We start from the raw sequence: 18,819 nt of genomic DNA, 5'->3' as shown, positions 1-18,819 counted from the left end.
GGCGATTTTTTTAATTTAAAAATTGAAATAGAGATTAACGAAATACGTTCTTCCGTAACCGTAAAAATATTTATTGCCAAAAGACGGAGTTCCACTGGAAAAATCTTGGTTTAATTGTCTAAAATTAGCATTCCTAGCTTGCTCATAACCGCCCGTTTTATAGTTTGTGTCTAGTACATTATTGACACTCGCAAAAAGCCCCAAGTTTTTTCCTTTGATGCGCCACGACTTCCCTCCTGTAAAATTGAGTAACAAAATAGGCTCGAATTTTTCTTGCTTCAATAATTCCCTCGCTCTATCTTCTGTCGCTTCTGGAAAAGGAAAACCGCTGGTGGGATTGGTATAAAAACCATCCGTCCTTGCTATTGGCGAAACATCAATATAGCTATCTGCCAAATAATTAATATTAGTTCCTATCCACCAGTATTTGGGATCGCGGTATTCAATCCCCAAACCATATGCTTGTTGCGGCATTCCAGCTTGTCTATAATTTTTTAAAAGCGCCGTTCCAAAATCAAATGAAGGCTTTGTGTTTTCTACGGTAGCCATTGCATCATTATTAATACTCACATTAGGATTACTGTCATAGGTAAACTGACCGTATCCTGCGGAAAAACTTCCTTTTATAGTACTCGTGAGTTGGTATTCAAAACTAAATTCTCCACCTATATTCTTTCGATCCAGATGGGTTAACGTTTGACTTACAAAAGCATTCGTGTTCGTATACCCAGCGCCATTGTCAAAAATACCTTCCGCATAAAAGAAGGAAGTTTTAGCCGCGTTTTTTATTGTCGAATAATACGCGGTCAATCGCGTCTTCAGCTTTGGCGAACGGAAAACATAGGTCGCATCGAGGCTGTTTATGATTTCACTTTGCAATCCGTCCACAACGGAATTATTCAAGCGGGCGTTAGGAAATGTATTTCGGATTGTGGGTGCTTTAGACAAATGGGCTCCGTTGAAATTCAGTGATTGCTTCCCTGAAATTTTAAATACGGCACCGCCTTTAAATCCAAAATTCTCAAAGGATACTTTTTCGCTTTTACCAAAGGAAATCGTTTCATAAATCCCATTTTTATACAAACCTTCCCGCTGATAATTCGAAGAAGAGAAAGATTGTGCCAAATAGAAATCGATATTGTTATAAGAAAATTTAAATTGGCTAAAAGCATCAAAAATAGTCGCCGCATACTTATAATTATATCCATAAGCATCTCCTACAACGACCTGCCTGTTTGGGTTATTCAAATCAGATTGTGCTTGATTACCGCTATAAAAGCCATCAATATCCTCAAAAAAGGCACCGCCCAACAGATCTAGAAGATGCTGGTAATTATGCGATTCTAATTTCCGGAATGACCCCCCTGCATTAAAAATCAAGTTTTCATTTAGTTGCGTGTTGAAATTAGAAGAAGCGACTACCGTTTGATCATCCGTGCGGTCTTCATATAAAACATAATGACTTTTTCCTGCTTCATAGCCCATGGTATTTCCATTAGAGTCTATTATTGGGTTTTGGTTGGCCTGATACAGCGCATTCCAATCAATTTGAGGGTTTGCCAAAAACTGGATTCGGCTCTTCTCGGCATTTTCATTATCAGGTGTAAAAGCACCTGAATATTCTCCCTCGTCTTTGCCATACAGCGAACTGTAATAACTAGGCAATTTTCTAAAATAAGTAGGATCTGGGCTATTGGCATTTTGATAATCGAGATTGCTATTAGCTATTTTTCCAAACTGAACCATTACGCTAGAGTTAAGATTGCTCTGGTCATTGATCTTAAAATAGTGATTGAGTATCAAGATGGGTTCTTCGATAGTTTTTACCCTGGCATTTCTCTTCTTTCCATTTTGGTAACCCCAATAGGAATTGTAGGTTCCGCTGGTTAAATCCGTTACTTCAGCGGTATTTGGCGAATTCTTCCCTCGGCTGTTCGGGGTGTAAAATCCGGTGAAATTCAGGGAGTGCCTGTCGCTTAATTTCTTCTCGACACTCAAGAAAAGAGAATTTCCATCGTAGGTGGTTCCTTCAAAATAGCCTTCCTCTGCATAACGTTTTCCTGCCGAAACCACGAAGGCCCAACCGCTATTACTCATTCCTGAAGCAAAGGTTCCCATCATGCGTCCCCTGTAATTCGTATTAGTACCTGAAACGGTGATTCTGGTTCCTGTTCTGTAAATGGAAGCGCGAGTATTGATTTCCTGAGTTCCTAAAATCCCTCCAAAAGTATAATCGGACGGAGCGGTGCCGACGGTGAATTCCTGATTTCGCGTTGCATCATTGAGTCCTCCCCAATCGCCCCACTGTGGCCTGCCGTCATACGACTTATTCATGGAAACGCCATTGATCATGGTGGTCGCATTTTCACTGTCCAATCCCCGAATCCGAAAACGTGCCTGCCCCCAATTGAAAGCGGCGGCTTGCTGAAAAGCATCTTTGGAAGACTGCAGCAATCCCGAGGTGCTCTCTGAACCACTATTGTCATCGGTTAAATCATTTTCGAAAAGTCGGATTAAGCTCCTTTGCTGGTCTGAAATTTCATCTTCCTCCAGCAGAATTGTACCTAAATCCAGTAGTTGCCCAGCATGGATTGTTACCGGAAACAGCCCATCTTTGTAGCCTTGGCTGTGGAAAAGTGCCAATTGATCTCCCACAATTAAATCATCAAAAACGAACTTTCCGTCGGCCGCGGTAAGCTGCATTGCATTTGTATTTTGAATCGAAACGACCACATAGGCTAAAGGTAGCTGAGTTTTGGCATCCAATACTATCCCCGAAATTCCCGTTTTATTTTGTGCGAAAGTAAATCCCATTTGTAAAATAACGAAAAGTGTAAGCCAAGCTTTTTTCATAAATCCCTTTGTTTTTCATATAACTACAATTGGTCCGCCAAGCGATTTGGGAACTTTTAATTTTAAATAGAATTGGCTTTATTTCCGAGCACAAAGAAAATCCAAAACAGGCTTGGGCATCGGCGATAAAAGAAAAGTGTTTTTTGGAAAATTTGGTTTAAAACCAAAAAGGACTAATTTGAAAGTGGTTCTAAAAGTGGTATTTAGAAACCGAGAGAATAGTTATATTCTTTTTTTCACGTTATAAATGTAATTAAAATTTAATACCATTGTTAATTTTTAATAAAATAATGCATTAAAATGTTAATTTATTTATTATTTTTTCATCAAAACTCCGTTTAATACTTAGTTCCTAATAAATAAATTCTTTTTACCATAGACAATTATTAGCTGTAAAAAAAAGAGAAGGGGGGGGGGCTTTTTCTGGAGAACAGAAAAAAGCTGGCTTTTAAACCAGCTAGATTCAAGCTACAAATGCAACTTTTTAATTAAGACTTTAATACTTAGTCTACTAAAACTATAAATTAATCACTTTTTTCTCAGCACTGCTTTGAATCGCCGCTTCAATAATTTTCATGACCCTCAGTCCATCTTGTCCACTAACGGGTTCTTCTTTGTCGTTTGTAATCGACTGATATACCTCATCAAAAAAAACATAATAATTCCCTTGAAGTGTTGGGATTTTTCGTCGTACCATTTTACCGTCAATTTCGGTATGCAAGAGCCCTTCTTTTTCTAAAGGTTCCGTTCCCCAAGTATCTAGATTTGGTTTTTTTCCTAATTTCAAATCGTCTTCTTGCACATCGCCTCGCGGTTTCAGGAAAGAACCTTTTTTCCCGTGAATGGTATAAGCCGGATTAGCTTCTCGGACAAAAAAACTAGCTTTTAAACGTACTCTGAATTCAGGATAATATAATAAAATATCAAACCAATCATCAACCAAAGAATCATCGCGTGTCTTGCGGATATCAGCATAAACAGCTTGCGGAAATCCAAACAAATAAACGGCTTGATCTACTAAGTGTGGCCCCAGATCTTTTAGAATTCCTGCGCCAGAATTAGCCGTTTCTTTGTGTTGCTTCGGACTCAAAAGCAGATTGTAACGATCAAAATGGAATTCGGCTTCGATGATGTCGCCCAACAAGCCATCCAAAAGAACTTGTTTTACGGTTCTTAAATCGCTGTCCCATCTCCTATTTTGAAAAACGGCCAATTTCACTCCTTTTTCCGTAGCTAAGACATCCAATTCCTTCGCTTCGGCCGCTGTAGTGGTAAAGGCTTTTTCAACTACCACGTGTTTGCCCGCCAAAAGTGCTTTTTTAGCATATTCGAAATGGGTTTCCACTGGTGTATTCACGATGATTAACTGAGTATCAGATGCCAAAACGTCCTCCAAAGTAGCATAACTCTTTACGTTGGGGTAATCCTTTTGAATCAACTTTTTACTTCGCTCCCAAGAGCCAAGCAGCTCAAATCCCGAGTGAAATTCCAAAAATGGTGCATGGAATACTTTTCCGGACATTCCGTAGGACAGTAAGGCAGTTTTTATTTTTTGCATAATTATTATTTTATTGAGATATAGATTTTTTAAACATATAAGTCATCTAAGTTTTTTTTTAAATCTATTGATACTTTATAAAGTCAAGTTTGAATCAATTTCGTTTTCTTAAACACATAGAAACATTATTCTCAGTTTTCATAAATTCTTTAATGGTTCAAAAAAAACAAAGTGATGAATTTATCCATTTATTTTCTTTTAGCTCGTTTGTACTGTTTTGACAATTGAACATCCACTCCCAATTCTGCTGTAAAAAAAATCAAGCAGATGCGGTTGGCAAAACTTCTGCGATAGTCATCCGTTCGCTCATTCGATAAAGGTGAATCCTACTGATTGTATAGTCCAAGATTTTAACTTCCTCCAAAAGTACCGTCACTAAATGGAACATTTGCCCGCTTATAATAGTCACGGGAAATAAAAATACTTTGAAAACTGTAGTATTGAGAAATCTATCTTAGCATCAATCGACCTTTTCAACTTATTACAAGTTTTAAAATTACTGAAAAATTATTAAAGCAAGTAAAATTAAAACAATAACTAACGACAACACAAATCGTAAATCAAAGTCCAAGAATAATTAATCTCATTGTTTTTATTGAGCAAAAATTCATTAATTTCGTAATACTATACTTATACTATGAAAAACTTCTACGTTCTGCTTTTATTGTCTTATGTCTCTGGAATTTTGGCTCAAAGTTCAGAAATGGAAACCAAAAACATCGCTCATGCTGAAATGAAATCGGCCTCTGCTTTGATGAACTTGGCTGTAAACCCAAACACTTTAAATTACGATATCACCTATCATAAATTAGAATTTACCGTAGATCCAGCGGTCTATTTTATAACCGGAAAAGTAACAACAACGTATACTGCTTTGGCAAATATAAATACAATAACCTTCGATTTAGCCAATGAATTACTAGTAAGCTCCGTAAAAAAAAATGGTGTTTCTCTTAGCTCTATCCGTAATACAAATAACGAATTAATAATTACACTACCAAGCACACAAACTACAGGAACATCAAATACACTTGAAATAATGTACTCAGGAGCACCACCCGTAAATGGATTTAATGCCTTTACAATACAGACCCGCGGCAATGGTAGCAAGACGCTTTACACTCTTTCGGAACCTTTTGGCGCAAGAGACTGGTGGCCCTGCAAGCAAGATTTGAATGACAAGGTAAACAGTATTGACGTTTATATCACCGCCCCTTCTCAATACATAAGTGTTTCAAATGGTATTGAACCTGCCTCTCCGGTAATTAATGGCGCCAATAAAACGACCCACTTTCACCATGGCTACCCTATTCCAGCTTATCTTATTTGCATGGCAGTAACCGATTATACGGTCTATAACCAGCAAGCAGGATTAAACACTGCAGCTAGTCCGTACTACCCCATTATAAATTATATTTATCCCGAAAATTATAATACTACATTACAAACGCAATTAGCAGAAACACCGCAGATACTGAATCTGTACGAAACTTTGGTAGGACCATACCCTTTTAGAAATGAAAAATACGGCCATGCCCAATTTGGTTGGGGTGGAGGAATGGAACATACAACGGTTTCTTTCATGGTAGGTTTTGGAAGAAGCTTAATTGCGCACGAAATGGCACACCAATGGTTTGGTGATAAAATCACTTGTGGTACTTGGAAAGACATCTGGCTTAATGAAGGGATTACCGAGTATATGTCTGGAATGGTAGTAGAAAAATTTGACGGCAATCCCAGTTTCACCTCTTGGAAATCCTCAAAAATCAACAGTGTGACTTCACAAGCGAACGGGAACTTATATTTAACTGACGCTCAGTCTACTGATGTAAACCGTATTTTCAGCAGCCGATTGACCTACAATAAAGGCGCTATGGTTACCAATATGATTCGTTTAAAAATGGGTGACACCAATTTCTTCCAAGCCTTAAAAAATTATTTGAATGACCCTGCATTGGCATATGGATATGCAATAACACCTCAGTTCCAAGCCCATCTCGAAGCAGTCTCTGGCCTAAGTTTTACCGAATTCTTTAATGATTGGGTTTACAATCAGGGCTATCCTACCTACACCGTCATGGCTCAAAATTGGGGTGCTGGACAGGCAAAAATTACAATCAATCAAACACAGTCTGACCCTTCGGTCAGCTATTTTGAGATGCTAGTTCCTGTACAACTTATGGGTTCAAATGGACAAACGTTTGACGCGCTTTTAGATAACACCACCAATGGACAGGAATTTATCGTATCTGTCCCATTTTCAGTAACTGGCGTGCTGTTTGACCCAAACAAAAACATCATTTCCAAAAACAATACCTCAACACTCGGGACTGACACTTTTGAATTGGCGAAGGCGATCGAAATCTATCCAAATCCTGTTTCAAACGAACTGCACATCCAAATGCCTTCCGATATAACCGTTCTAAAAATTACAATTTTAAATGATTTAGGACAGAAAGTACTGGGAAGCAAAGCCCTTGATTTTACCGTTTCCAGCCTATCAAGCGGCGTTCACTTTGCCCAAATTGAAACCTCTGAGGGAACTTACTATAAGAAATTCATCAAAAAATAGTCGCAGGTAATGCGTTTATTGCTTTTCTAAAATAATGCCTTTTGGAGTAAAACGCACTCCAAAAGAGGATTATTTTAGCTTCGCCCGTTCGTACTGTTTTGGCCATTGCACCTCCACACCTAATTCTGAGGCAAAAGTCAATCCCAAGTTCGGGTTTCTCAATGATTCGCGACCAAACAAAATTAAGTCGGCTTTTCCCATCACTAAAATTTCTTCCGCTTGAGTGGCATCAGTAATTAATCCCACTGCTCCAGTCATGATACCGCTTTCTTCTTTTATCCTTTCGGCAAAAGGGACTTGGTAGCCTTGTTCTACCGGAATTTTTTGATACGGTACTAAGGCTCCCGAAGAGACGTCGATCAAGTCGACTCCTTTTTCTTTTAGCACTTTCGAAAGCAAAACAGATTCTGCGATATCCCATCCACCCTCAGCCCAGTCACTTGCTGAAATCCTTACGAATAACGGCAGGTCTTTTGGCCATTCTGATTGTACGGCATCCACAACTTCGAGAGTCAATCGGATGCGGTTGTCGAAGCTTCCACCATATTCATCCGTTCGCTCATTCGATAAAGGCGAAAGAAACGAATGCAATAAGTAGCCATGAGCAGCATGAATTTCCATGACTTGAAAACCGGCTTTCACAGATCTTACCGTGGCTGCCTTAAAATCTGCAAGTACCTTTTGGATACCCGCGTTGTCTAAAGCGACAGGCAGCGTGTCTGTATCTGAATACCGAATTGCACTTGGCGCCACGGTCTCCCATCCGCCTTGTGCAGCATCGAGTTTTTTATGACCATTCCAAGGAGAAGAACTACTTGCTTTCCTTCCGGCATGCGCCAGTTGAACTCCCGGAACTGCATTCTGGTTGATAATAAAACGATTGATCGCTGCTAATTTCTCGATGTGTTCGTCTTTCCAAATCCCCATATCTTCGGGAGAAATTCTTCCTTCTGGAGAAACAGCGGTAGCTTCCTGAATGATTAAACCTGCACCGCCAGAAGCACGACTACCCAAATGCACCAAATGCCAATCATTGGCAAAGCCATCAACGGCAGAATATTGACACATCGGCGAAATAGCAATTCTATTTTTAAGCGTAAGGCTTTTTATTTCTAAAGGAGTATATAATAGTGGTGACATAAGGTTGATTTTATAAAATGAAAGTTAATAATTTAATCACTTAATTTATGATATTGTAAAGTTACATGACATCCGCCAAAGTAAAAAATCATATGGCATAATTGTTGACTGAGCAATTGTATTCTAGCCTAATTATAAGGCTTTCAAAATAAAATAGAAAACCCTACTTTTGTACAATTCAATTAAGAACCTAAAATAAAAAATGGATATATTTATCAAGCTTTCGCAATTTTTAATGAGTTTGTCATTATTAATAATACTACACGAATTAGGACATTTCATTCCTGCTAAATTGTTTAAAACCAGAGTCGAAAAATTCTATTTGTTTTTTGACGTTAAATACTCCCTTATAAAAAAGAAAATTGGAGAAACTGAATACGGTATTGGTTGGTTACCGCTAGGTGGATATGTGAAAATCTCGGGGATGATTGACGAGAGTATGGACAAGGAACAAATGGCATTGCCACCACAACCTTGGGAATTTCGTTCTAAGCCAGCTTACCAACGTTTGATTATCATGCTAGGTGGAGTAACTGTTAACTTCATTTTGGCCTTCATCATCTATATTGGGATGGCCTTTGCTTATGGCGATACTTATATTGCCAATGCAGATATGAAAGACGGTCTGTTGATTGAAAATCAAGCCATGATCAACGCCGGTTTCAAAACGGGTGATAAAATCATTTCGGTTGACGGTACAAAAATCATGAAGTTCGACAATGATATCAACATGAAAGTTGTTTTAGGAAAAGAAATTCTTATCGAAAGAAACGGAATCCAACAAACCATAAAAATGCCTATTGATTTTATTGATCAATTGTCAAAATTTGAAAAAGGAACCTTACTGGACATCAGAAGGCCGTTTGTCATTGGTTCGATTAATGACGAATCTACCAATAAAGAATTACAAGCCAAAGATGTTGTAGTTACCCTTAATGGTCAAGCTGCAAAATACATGGATCAGGCAAAAACCATATTAGAAAACAACAAAGGAAAAACAATTCCTGCAACGGTATTGCGCGATCAAAAAGAAGAACAAATACAAGTTACGGTAAACAACGACGGAATGTTAGGAGTTAACCTTGCCGGATTAAGTATTGCTTCCATGGAAAAATTAGGCTACTACAAAGTAAGTAAACAAGAATTCGGTTTCTTAGAATCGATTCCTGTAGGAATCATAAAGGGAAAAAACCAAGTGGTAGGATATGGAAAACAATTAAAAATGATTTTCAGTCCAAGCACAGGAGCCTACAAACAAGTGGGTGGTTTTAAAGCTATTTTTGATATTTTTCCAAGCACTTGGAGCTGGGAAACGTTCTGGACTATTACTGCTTTGTTATCAATTATGCTAGGTGTAATGAACTTATTGCCTATTCCGGCACTCGATGGAGGTCATGTAATGTTTTTATTATATGAAATTGTTAGCGGTAAAAAACCAAGTGACAAGTTCCTTGAAAACGCACAAATGGTTGGTTTTGTATTACTTATAACGCTGTTGTTATTTGCTAACGGAAACGATATTTACAAAGCAATTGTAGGGAAGTAAAAAAAATTAAAAAAAGTTTAATTTTTGTTTGCACAAATCAAATGATAGCCTATCTTTGCACCGCTTTACAACTGTAACACACGTTACATTTTATCGCTCAGTTTCCTTCTTAGCTCAGTTGGTTAGAGCATCTGACTGTTAATCAGAGGGTCCTTGGTTCGAGCCCAAGAGAGGGAGCAAAACAAAACCTGATACGAAAGTATCGGGTTTTTTTGTGGACTAAATCTAGCAAAATCTAAACTTAATGCTGTTTTTACTAAAAAAATGCATTCTGACGGTTCGTCAACTTCGACAGCTTTTTTGAAGAAAAAAGGTTCCCATAGAGGTTCCCAAGAAAAATCTGGAGGTTCCCATTTTATAAACCAAATTGTCATGCCAATTGTTTAACCCTAAATAATTGAAACATGCACCAAGAAAAAATCACAATTCTCTTTGTAATCAGTCCGACAAAAATCAATCAAAAAGGATTATGCCCATTAAATTGCAGAATCACTTTCAACAAAGAACGCAAGCAATTTTCTACAGGACTTTTTGTAAATCCACTCTATTGGAAAAACAAACTTCAAAAAGTTAGTGAACTGGATAATAATTCAAAATTAATGAATGCTCAAATAGAGCAAATCCAAAATAAAATAAACAAAATTGCATTAGTTCTCCAACTTCAATCTGAAGACTATTCTTTAGATGACATCTACAATAAATATATTGGTAAAGAATTAAAAAAGAAAGAAAACATCCTATCCTATTACAAACAGTATTTATCTAAAATAAAAAAACTAGTAGGACTAGAACTTAAAGAGAGTACCTATAACAAATTTGTATATGTTGGAAATCATCTTGAAGCATTTTTGAAATTCAAATTTAAAAAAACAGATTATCCATTAGAAGAATTGAATTTGCAATTTTTAGATGATTTTGAATACTATTTAAGAACAGAAAAAAAGCAGGCACAAATTACCATCAACAAAACCACTCAAAGACTAAGAACGCCCATAAAGCAAGCCATCTCAGAAGGATATTTAGATCGAGACCCATTTGTACTCCACAAGTCTAAAACAGTCCGTAAAACCGTTATCTTCCTTACTACAGAAGAACTCAAAACCCTTGAAGAAACAGTATTACATCAAAAGAGATTAAGCACCATTCAAGACTTATTTATTTTCTGTTGTTACACAGGACTAGCCTATAATGAAATGGCAAATCTTGAGAAGCAGAATATTCAGATAGGGTTTGATGACATGAACTGGATTCAGATGAAGAGAGAGAAAACACAGCGTCAAATCTCAATTCCAATTCTGCCAAAAGCACAAGAAATCATTGAGAAATACTCAACTGATAAAAATCGTATATTCCCATCAATAAGCAATCAAAAATTTAACTCTTATCTCAAGGAAATTTCAGCTATAATTGGAATTGAGAAAAGATTGACTCACCACATCGCTAGGAAAACATTTGCCTCTACTGTATTACTGTACAATGATGTTCCAATGGAAATCGTATCAGAACTATTGGGTCATTCTAACATGGTTATTACACAGGAAAGTTATGGGAAGGTAGTGCAGAAGAAAGTTAGTGAAGAAATGATAAGGCTAAATATTAAATTATTTAAGAAAGATTTACAGGATTTATAACCTCAAAAATAAACTTCCAAATAAGGAGTTCTTGCGGGACTTCTTTAACTTTAAAAAAATAATATTTTCTTGTTTTGGATGGTTGATTAGACTTATAAATAAATGAGTCTAAATTTTTTCCAAAAATATCATTTTCATCCATTTTTAATTTGGTGGAGAATATGCCATAATCTTCTGGAGCAAAGTTATTAGGCAACTTCTGGCTTGTAATTTTTGCTAAACCCATTAATGCAATTCTCAATTTTGGACTATCAATGCTATCAAAATTTTCAACTAATAGGTCTTGGATATCCTTTAATAAATCCATTTCTACAATAGGTCTTCCAAAAATGGTGTAATCTGGATTGCTATAGGTGTAAATACCATTTTCTACAACAATAGGAGCTCCAAAACCCAGAATATCACTTCTTAGTACTCTTATGTCATTTCTGATGGTTCTTTCAGAAACTCCTTTTTCTACACCTTGACTTTCAACTAGTTTGTTATGACATTTTGCTATCAGAATATCAATTGTACAATCCAAATTTGGATTGGATAGACATTCATCAATAGTCTTATATCTAATTAAAGCATTTAAATTAATTGGCATGATATATTGCAGATAGACTGCAATTGTTAGTTTTATTATTGCAGAAGAAATACAAACATATAAAATTAATGCTAAAAAAATCCATCTAAAAACAAATGAATCAATTCAAAAAAAAATACTGACAAAAAACTGGTTTTTATAGGAGAGACAAAAAAAACCTACTGTTTACGGAAAACCGTAACGTAAATTGAATTCAATGAATTAAGTTTGACTTGTATTAAAAAGGTTAGCCTTCATCAAAAACAAATAATTCAGAAATGGAAACATTTAAAACTCAAAAAGGAGTAAATGAATCACCCCAAAGGCAGAAATCTCGAAGGATTTTTATATTAAAATCACTTTACTCGGTAACAAAAACACTTATATTTCTAAAAATATGATTTACATCAATTCCTAAAGCAACACAAAAACGTAGTAATAAATCAACCGTCATCCTTTGTTCATTTCTAAAAACCCTTCTTACAGTAGCCTCTGAACACAATGCAGCTTTAGAAAATTTAGATTTATTCCCGTCAAATTTCACAAGGAATTCTCTATAAATCCTATTTACTAATTCAGCTTCTATTTGTTCTAAATGCTTCTGCATAGAGCAAAGGAAACAAAGTGAAAAACCAAAAAACTTTTTAACGCTCGACTTATAAGTCGAAAAATAAATTAGATTTGTAAAAATCTTACTAATATTTAAAACCCTTTAAAAATGAAAAAAAATCTTTATTTGTTTAGTGTTATTTTATTAATACTATCGTCTTGCTCTAAAGATGAAAATACCTCTTCAAAATCAGCATCATCGATTCTGGTAAAAAAAATAATACATACCTACAGTCCAAATGATGTTGTCACTCTTAATTATAAATATGACGGAAATAAAATAGTAAGGGAAAGCGACAATCAAGGTTTTGTTTCAACTTATACCTATATAGGAAATGTGATTTCAAAAATTGAAGAGAGAGTAAATGATAAATTTCAACGTTCAATAGAATATACTTATACCGATGGAAAAATTAGTAACAAAATTGAAAAAACTAATCATTCAGGTACCCGCTCTTTTACATATACACATAATTCAAACGGCAGCGTTTCATACATAAGCACTAGAAATGGAAGTGCAAGCGAAACAGGGATGTACACAATTGAAAATGGTAATATAGTTAAAAATCAAGTTTATTCTAGTAGCATAAACTCAACTAGTATTACATATAAATTTGCTTATGACACAATGAAAAACCCGTTTAATAATATTTTAGGATTTAATTTAATATTGGATCCTGATCATGATACATTCTCTAAAAACAATATGACGGAAGATGGCGCCGGAATTCCAACATTTTACTATACATATAAGTACAATGAAAATGGTTATCCAACTGATAAAAAATATTCTTCAACCGAGTTCTCTCAATATTTTTATTAAATATTATCTAATATTTGACAAACCAAAAATGGAAACTCATACTGATTCAGAAAGAATAGTTACTCTAACTACATATGAATTGGCAGTGGAGATTAAAATATAATAACATTTCTAAAAATAAATTATGATTTGGACAATTATCATTACACTAGTTGTAATCATTTTAGGAAAATTTCTACTCTCGCTAAATAGCGATATGGAGGAACTAAATACTCGTACTATTTCTGAGAAATTTGAAATAATTCATAACATTTTGAACAGTAACATTTTTGATGGTCAAGCTAAAATTACAATTTTAGATAAAAGGTCATTTAACCTCTATCGTGAAGATGACAATCAAATAGTTCAATTTTTTTATAGTACTGGTAACCTTGAAATAAAATATAGAAAAAAACAAATGGGTGGAGAAATTACATATCCTAAAGACTATCCAAATTTACGCCATATTAGTAATGAAATGCAAGAGAAAATTGCGTCAGATTATTTACACTACATAAAAGGAAAATTGTGGTAAAAAAAACTATAAATAAAATTTTTTTTGACTTAATGTACTTTGAATATAAAAATAACAATGCTAGTATTTAGCTTATAAAATCTTAAAAAAAATATGTTTAAGTCAATTAAAAAAATAAAAGAGTATGTAATGCTCGGCCATGCGATGGACAAATTAAACACTGAATTAGATCTACTAAATTATAAAGTTGAATACAGCTACAATAAAAGTAAATTTACTGAAGACGTTATAGGACTTTCAATAGTCATAAGGCATGAAATTTACAATAGAATGGATGAATATAATTGGGCTTTTGAAGGTCCAATTAAGGTAGCGTCAATAAGTTCTTCAAACATTTCACTTTTTAAAGCGTACACCACAATATCCGCTAAAATCAGAACTTTAGCATTAACTATTGATACAGAAACATTAGACATTGTTAATAATGTTTTAGAAAAAGGTGATATGTATTATAAATTAAAAGATATATCTAAATCTCGTAGTTAATCCTTATGCTACAAAAAATTACAAATCCAAAAAATGGTTAGTAAGTTCGTATCATTTAAACAAAGCCCACCAATGAAAACACTAAAAATAATAATTGCATTAATACTTACCTACGCTTTCATCAAAAGCGGAATTGATCTTAGTAACGAAGATCCGAGAAATTCAGTTATGTACATAGTCATTATATTAATCTCCCTACTAATCCCTGCATATCTATTTTATAGCGCAACTAAAACGACTGTTGATAAACAAACTTCTCTAGAGAAAAAAGAAAATGATGAAATCAATAACAAGAGATAAATGGAATTCATAGACTATTATGAAGTATTAAATATTGCTGAAAATGCCACTTTAGAAGAAGTTAAAAAAGCGTTTAGAAAGTTAGCAAAGAAATATCACCCTGATAAAAATAAAGATATTAATGCTAGTACTAAATTCAGAGAGGTCTTTGAAGCGTATGAAATTTTAAAAGATCATAATACAAAAGCAATTTTTGATAAACAAAGACGTAATTATAAATACAGTTCTTTACCAAATTCTAACAAAACAAAATACCCAACCAGTGAAGTTTATGACAAGGTAAAAGAAAACGCAGAGAAGCGGGCTCAATATTTTTCACGAATGACTTTTGAAGATTTTTTAAATTCTTCAATTTTTATATTAAAGAAAGCAACTTCAACTTTAGCATTAATTTTAATGCTAATTTTTGGAATATTTATGATACTTCTTGGAATAGTAACATTTACAAAAATCAATGATGAGCCAGCAATTGGATTTTTTGGTATGATGTTTAGCATCGGTTTTGGTGCCGTTTTAATTTATATCGCACAAAAAGATTTAACAGGTAGAGATTGCAATTAAATATTAAAATAAAGATTTAACAACTAATCACAAAAATTACACAAAATGAAAAAAATCATTATTCTATTTGTATTACTAATCGCATCACGAGCACAAAGTCAATGTGATATTAAAACAACAAATCGTCCTGACGGTGTAACCATAAAATATTTTACTCCAAAACCTATAGCGATTGGGAAAAAGCATGAGTCGGGCTTGTCACTGTATTATAATATAAATACAAAACAATACACAGTTGGGGTTTTTGTGCTTCACAAGACATCTCGGGTAGCAAAGACAACTGGAAATCTGATAATCCAGACAACAAATAACAACGGAATCTCGCTAAAACCAAGCGTAAGTGAAGTGATTGAAATGAATGGAAATAAAGTTTCAACAACCATCTATTACTTGACTAATAAAGATTTACAAGAATTAAAAAATTATACTCTTAAAACTATTTCATTTAAAATAAATAATGAATTAATAGGAATGACAGTCACTCAAAATAAAGACTTACTTATCAAAGAGTTCAACTGTTTAAAGAAATAATTTCCAAAAAAATTAAAAATTAAACAAGTATACAAGGCTAAATCAACAAATTCCTTTCCTAAAATACCTTAATAAGAGCCAGTTAAGTAATTTCCAGTCCATTCAAGTCAAATTTCATTTTAATAGAGGTACAATCAGAAAACAATCAATACTATGGGAGAAGTTTTAAAAGCAAACTGTAAAATTTGCAATTACGAGACAAGTTTTAGATATGGAGGAGGGAAATTCAATTTTCAAACCTTTAATCCCGTACCAGCTTATGACAAAAACACTAAGGAATTAAAAAGTGTAAATCACAAGTTAGAAAAAGATAATCCAGATTACATTTTTTATACAGATGAACAACTTAAAGGAGACAATGAAGGAAAATACATCTTTGAAAACTTTGACTTAAGATTAAATCAAGTAAATAACTTCTGTCCTAAATGTAAGAACTTCAACTTAGACTTTAGAAGTTATATGTTCTGTTAGACATAAAAATAGAACTACTTTAGTGGCAAGAATCCTGTAAATAGATAAATGACGACAATAGACGATATTCAATTAGATGAAACAAACAAAGAATTCTTTTTGGCTTCTGAACTTGTGAAATATGGTCATCCACTTATTTACCTAACTGGAAAAGCTGGAACTGGAAAAACAACTTTTTTAAAATACTTGCGAGAAACGATAACAAAAAATTCAGTTGTCCTTGCTTACACAGGTGTTGCTTCTGTAAATGCTGGCGGTCAAACTATCAATTCATTTTTTAAAATCCCATTTGGTCCTTTTGTTCCCAATGATAACCGATTAAGAACTAGACCAAATTTAGGCGATATTGACAGAAGTACTATTTATGATTTTTTCTCATATCCAAAAGAAAAAGTTGATATAATTAGAGGTTTAGAGTTACTAATAATTGATGAAATTTCAATGGTTAGATGTGATTTACTAGACGTCATAGATAGGCTTTTAAGAATTTTTAGAAAAAATTTAAACGAGCCATTTGGAGGTGTTCAAGTTGTTTTAATTGGCGACACTTTTCAATTACCACCAATCGCTGATTTTGAACAATGGGAAATTTTAAGTCCTTTTTATGACAGTCCTTTTTTCTTTAGTTCAATAGTTATCAAACAATATAAACTTGTTTATATTGAGTTAAAAAAAATCTACAGACAGAATGAACAAGAATTTATTGACTTACTAAATAGAGTTAGAATCAATCAAGTTTCTACAAATGAAATAAATTTATTAAACTCAAAATTCAATCCTACATTCAAACCAGATGAAAACTCAAACTATATAACGCTTGCTACTCATAACAATATTGTAAACACAACAAATAATTCAAAACTTTTAGAATTACCAACCGCATTAAACCAATTTGAAGCAACAATAACAGGAGTTTTTCCAGACAACATGATGCCAACTAATAGAGTTCTTCAACTAAAAGAAGGTGCGCAAATAATGTTCATTAAAAACAACATATCAAAAGGTTATTATAACGGAAAAATAGCTAAAATCAAGAAAATTGACAAAGATCAAATTATCGTTGAATATGAAAATAGAGGCGAAATTAAAATCTTGACAGTTGAAAGACAAGAATGGAACAATATAAAATATACTTGGAATGTAAAGGAAAAGAAAATAGAAGAAGAAACGATTGGAACGTTTTCTCAATTTCCTTTAAAACTTGCTTGGGCTATTACTGTACACAAAAGTCAAGGATTAACTTTCGAAAAAGTCATTGCTGATCTAGGTGCTGCATTTGCATCAGGGCAAGTATATGTTGCATTGAGTCGTTGCACAACATTTAATGGGTTAGTTTTAAAAACCCAAATTGGTAATAATGCCATAAAAACTGACCCAAAAGTTTTGGAATTTGCAAAGAATGAAACGCCTAATACATTAATTGTACAAGAATTAAACTCAGGAAAAGCTGATTTCTACTATAAAAAAGTTCGTGTAAACGTGATGGAAAATAACTTTACGGAAGCATATCAAAACTTTGTAAAGGCAATTAAATTTAGAAATGACATTGAAACAGAAACTTTCAAAAAGTATTTTGTTTTTGTCGCAACTAAATTTGCTTCATTCAAGCAAAAACAAAACGAAACGAAAAAAGAACTTGAGAAAAAAGATATAGAAAATTATGATTTAAAATCTTCATTATCGGAACTTGAAGTACAAAACTATAAACTTCAAAGCAAAACAGAAGAACAAAATAAAGCTCTTAAACTATTGGTTGCAGAAACTGAAAATCTCACAAATAAAAACGATTCACTAAGCAAAGATTTACAATTTTCTAAAAAAAATTTACAAAGTACTGAAAGTGCTTTCGAAAAACTAAAACGCAGCAATACCGAATCCATAAAAACAATAGAGAAAAAAGATTTTACTTTGAAAAAATTGGAGCAGGATATATCTAAACTAAAGAATTTAAGTAGTCTTCAAGTTAAAGTAATAGAAGATTTGAAAACTGAAAATGAAAGGTTGAAAAAACTGAAATGGTTTCATAAACTAATTGGTCAGAAATAATCCTAGCCACACACAGGCGTTTTGCGCTATTGCAAAATTTGTGCAAGCCAGACGTTTTTCTTTCGCAAGAAATCCTATCATAGCAGAAAATGCGTAGTTCTGAAACTCACAACGGATGCAAAGTAGCAAAACGATATAAAACTAATCCTTTAATCATAAAAAACAATACTATAAAATAACCTCAATGAGTAGTTCAACCAAGCAAAAAATAGCAGAAGCCATATCAAATATGGACATGGAAGAACTAGAATAGCTATTAAGTGATAAATACTTATATAGTGAATGGGACAAAGAGAATTTTATTAAAACCCTTGAAGTAGCTACTTTTTCAGCATTTAGAGCAAATGGAGACACCTATTTTAAACCATACCAAGGTAATTGTAGCTGTTGTAAAGAAGAGGGTTGCAGTGATATTGCTTTTGTGGGCAATAAATCAAAAGACGTCGTAAATATTATATTTAAAGAAAATGAATTGGAGGTTATAGATATATACCATTGTGGCATTTTTAAAATTTTTGAAGAAGTAGCAACAAACTATATTCAATCCATTCCTACTCAATCTGATTGCAATTCAGAATTTCCATTTTAACCCTATCCGTAACTGCTTTCA

General features: G+C 33.8%; 16 protein-coding genes and 1 tRNA gene. 12 read left to right on the top strand and 5 right to left on the bottom strand.

Annotation, left to right across the window (positions count from 1 at the left end; all coding sequences use genetic code 11):
- Positions 1-15: 15 nt before the first annotated feature.
- Complete coding sequence (locus AC4PRO_RS03240; protein ID WP_492116300.1) at positions 16-2,853, bottom strand: TonB-dependent receptor; 2,838 nt, start codon at positions 2,851-2,853, stop codon at positions 16-18.
- 517 nt (positions 2,854-3,370) lie between these two features.
- On the bottom strand, positions 3,371-4,411 hold the full coding sequence (locus AC4PRO_RS03235; RefSeq protein ID WP_492116299.1) for a Gfo/Idh/MocA family oxidoreductase: 1,041 nt from the start codon (positions 4,409-4,411) through the stop codon (positions 3,371-3,373).
- 637 nt (positions 4,412-5,048) lie between these two features.
- Here AC4PRO_RS03235 and AC4PRO_RS03230 point away from each other — a divergent pair.
- A complete protein-coding gene (locus tag AC4PRO_RS03230) occupies positions 5,049-6,983 on the top strand; it encodes a M1 family metallopeptidase (RefSeq protein WP_492116298.1) in 1,935 nt (644 codons plus the stop codon).
- 69 nt (positions 6,984-7,052) lie between these two features.
- On the opposite strand, the gene AC4PRO_RS03225 is transcribed toward AC4PRO_RS03230, so the two are convergent.
- Entirely contained in the window at positions 7,053-8,123 is a 1,071-nt protein-coding gene (locus tag AC4PRO_RS03225; RefSeq protein ID WP_492116297.1) for an NADH:flavin oxidoreductase/NADH oxidase, read from the bottom strand.
- Positions 8,124-8,325: 202 nt separating this feature from the next.
- On the opposite strand from AC4PRO_RS03225, the gene rseP reads away from it, so the two are divergent.
- The 3 genes from rseP to AC4PRO_RS03210 all read left to right on the top strand — a co-directional run bounded on the left by rseP (position 8,326) and on the right by AC4PRO_RS03210 (position 11,300).
- Complete coding sequence (gene rseP / locus AC4PRO_RS03220; RefSeq protein ID WP_074720452.1) at positions 8,326-9,669, top strand: RIP metalloprotease RseP; 1,344 nt, start codon at positions 8,326-8,328, stop codon at positions 9,667-9,669.
- Between the two features lie 103 nt (positions 9,670-9,772).
- Positions 9,773-9,846, top strand: a tRNA-Asn gene (locus AC4PRO_RS03215).
- 227 nt (positions 9,847-10,073) lie between these two features.
- Positions 10,074-11,300 carry a phage integrase SAM-like domain-containing protein gene (locus AC4PRO_RS03210; RefSeq protein WP_492116296.1) on the top strand — a complete coding sequence of 409 codons (1,227 nt, stop codon included), beginning with the start codon at positions 10,074-10,076 and terminating at the stop codon, positions 11,298-11,300.
- On the opposite strand, the gene AC4PRO_RS03205 is transcribed toward AC4PRO_RS03210, so the two are convergent.
- Positions 11,275-11,889, bottom strand: a complete 615-nt coding sequence (locus AC4PRO_RS03205) for a hypothetical protein (RefSeq protein WP_492116295.1) — start codon at positions 11,887-11,889, stop codon at positions 11,275-11,277. The genes AC4PRO_RS03210 and AC4PRO_RS03205 overlap by 26 nt on opposite strands.
- Before the next feature lie 340 nt (positions 11,890-12,229).
- The gene (locus tag AC4PRO_RS03200; RefSeq protein WP_492116294.1) at positions 12,230-12,475 is read right to left on the bottom strand and encodes a helix-turn-helix domain-containing protein; all 246 of its coding nucleotides are present in this window, start codon (positions 12,473-12,475) and stop codon (positions 12,230-12,232) included.
- Between the two features lie 111 nt (positions 12,476-12,586).
- Between AC4PRO_RS03200 and AC4PRO_RS03195 the strand changes: the two genes are divergently transcribed.
- From AC4PRO_RS03195 to AC4PRO_RS03160, 8 genes are all read left to right on the top strand, one after another.
- Complete coding sequence (locus AC4PRO_RS03195; RefSeq protein WP_492116293.1) at positions 12,587-13,300, top strand: hypothetical protein; 714 nt, start codon at positions 12,587-12,589, stop codon at positions 13,298-13,300.
- 124 nt (positions 13,301-13,424) lie between these two features.
- Positions 13,425-13,814: a hypothetical protein gene (locus tag AC4PRO_RS03190; RefSeq protein WP_492116292.1), complete on the top strand. Its 390-nt coding sequence runs from the start codon at positions 13,425-13,427 to the stop codon at positions 13,812-13,814.
- A 93-nt stretch (positions 13,815-13,907) separates the two neighbouring features.
- Positions 13,908-14,300: a hypothetical protein gene (locus AC4PRO_RS03185; protein WP_492116291.1), complete on the top strand. Its 393-nt coding sequence runs from the start codon at positions 13,908-13,910 to the stop codon at positions 14,298-14,300.
- A gap of 72 nt (positions 14,301-14,372) precedes the next feature.
- Positions 14,373-14,600: a hypothetical protein gene (locus AC4PRO_RS03180; RefSeq protein WP_492116290.1), complete on the top strand. Its 228-nt coding sequence runs from the start codon at positions 14,373-14,375 to the stop codon at positions 14,598-14,600.
- Positions 14,601-15,161 carry a J domain-containing protein gene (locus tag AC4PRO_RS03175; RefSeq protein ID WP_492116289.1) on the top strand — a complete coding sequence of 187 codons (561 nt, stop codon included), beginning with the start codon at positions 14,601-14,603 and terminating at the stop codon, positions 15,159-15,161.
- Between the two features lie 45 nt (positions 15,162-15,206).
- Positions 15,207-15,692 (top strand): hypothetical protein, encoded by a 486-nt coding sequence (locus AC4PRO_RS03170; protein WP_492116288.1) that lies wholly within the window; start codon positions 15,207-15,209, stop codon positions 15,690-15,692.
- A 153-nt stretch (positions 15,693-15,845) separates the two neighbouring features.
- Positions 15,846-16,163, top strand: coding sequence for a hypothetical protein (locus AC4PRO_RS03165; protein ID WP_492116287.1), 318 nt, complete (start codon positions 15,846-15,848; stop codon positions 16,161-16,163).
- A 48-nt stretch (positions 16,164-16,211) separates the two neighbouring features.
- Positions 16,212-18,209: an ATP-dependent DNA helicase gene (locus tag AC4PRO_RS03160; RefSeq protein WP_492116286.1), complete on the top strand. Its 1,998-nt coding sequence runs from the start codon at positions 16,212-16,214 to the stop codon at positions 18,207-18,209.
- The last annotated feature ends 610 nt before the right edge of the window (positions 18,210-18,819 follow it).

The sequence above is a fragment of the Flavobacterium sp. DW-iso2 genome (assembly GCF_058725285.1).
Note: the sequence above shows the minus strand (reverse complement) of the source record. Positions and strands in the feature narration are given on the sequence as shown.

Bases quoted from the DNA above. Each gene is read 5' to 3' on its own strand.
- AC4PRO_RS03240 (WP_492116300.1), bottom strand. From the start codon at position 2,853: ATGAAAAAAGCTTGGCTTACACTTTTCGTTATTTTACAAATGGGATTT.
- AC4PRO_RS03235 (WP_492116299.1), bottom strand. From the start codon at position 4,411: ATGCAAAAAATAAAAACTGCCTTACTGTCCTACGGAATGTCCGGAAAA.
- AC4PRO_RS03230 (WP_492116298.1), top strand. From the start codon at position 5,049: ATGAAAAACTTCTACGTTCTGCTTTTATTGTCTTATGTCTCTGGAATT.
- AC4PRO_RS03225 (WP_492116297.1), bottom strand. From the start codon at position 8,123: ATGTCACCACTATTATATACTCCTTTAGAAATAAAAAGCCTTACGCTT.
- rseP (WP_074720452.1), top strand. From the start codon at position 8,326: ATGGATATATTTATCAAGCTTTCGCAATTTTTAATGAGTTTGTCATTA.
- AC4PRO_RS03210 (WP_492116296.1), top strand. From the start codon at position 10,074: ATGCACCAAGAAAAAATCACAATTCTCTTTGTAATCAGTCCGACAAAA.
- AC4PRO_RS03205 (WP_492116295.1), bottom strand. From the start codon at position 11,889: ATGCCAATTAATTTAAATGCTTTAATTAGATATAAGACTATTGATGAA.
- AC4PRO_RS03200 (WP_492116294.1), bottom strand. From the start codon at position 12,475: ATGCAGAAGCATTTAGAACAAATAGAAGCTGAATTAGTAAATAGGATT.
- AC4PRO_RS03195 (WP_492116293.1), top strand. From the start codon at position 12,587: ATGAAAAAAAATCTTTATTTGTTTAGTGTTATTTTATTAATACTATCG.
- AC4PRO_RS03190 (WP_492116292.1), top strand. From the start codon at position 13,425: ATGATTTGGACAATTATCATTACACTAGTTGTAATCATTTTAGGAAAA.
- AC4PRO_RS03185 (WP_492116291.1), top strand. From the start codon at position 13,908: ATGTTTAAGTCAATTAAAAAAATAAAAGAGTATGTAATGCTCGGCCAT.
- AC4PRO_RS03180 (WP_492116290.1), top strand. From the start codon at position 14,373: ATGAAAACACTAAAAATAATAATTGCATTAATACTTACCTACGCTTTC.
- AC4PRO_RS03175 (WP_492116289.1), top strand. From the start codon at position 14,601: ATGGAATTCATAGACTATTATGAAGTATTAAATATTGCTGAAAATGCC.
- AC4PRO_RS03170 (WP_492116288.1), top strand. From the start codon at position 15,207: ATGAAAAAAATCATTATTCTATTTGTATTACTAATCGCATCACGAGCA.
- AC4PRO_RS03165 (WP_492116287.1), top strand. From the start codon at position 15,846: ATGGGAGAAGTTTTAAAAGCAAACTGTAAAATTTGCAATTACGAGACA.
- AC4PRO_RS03160 (WP_492116286.1), top strand. From the start codon at position 16,212: ATGACGACAATAGACGATATTCAATTAGATGAAACAAACAAAGAATTC.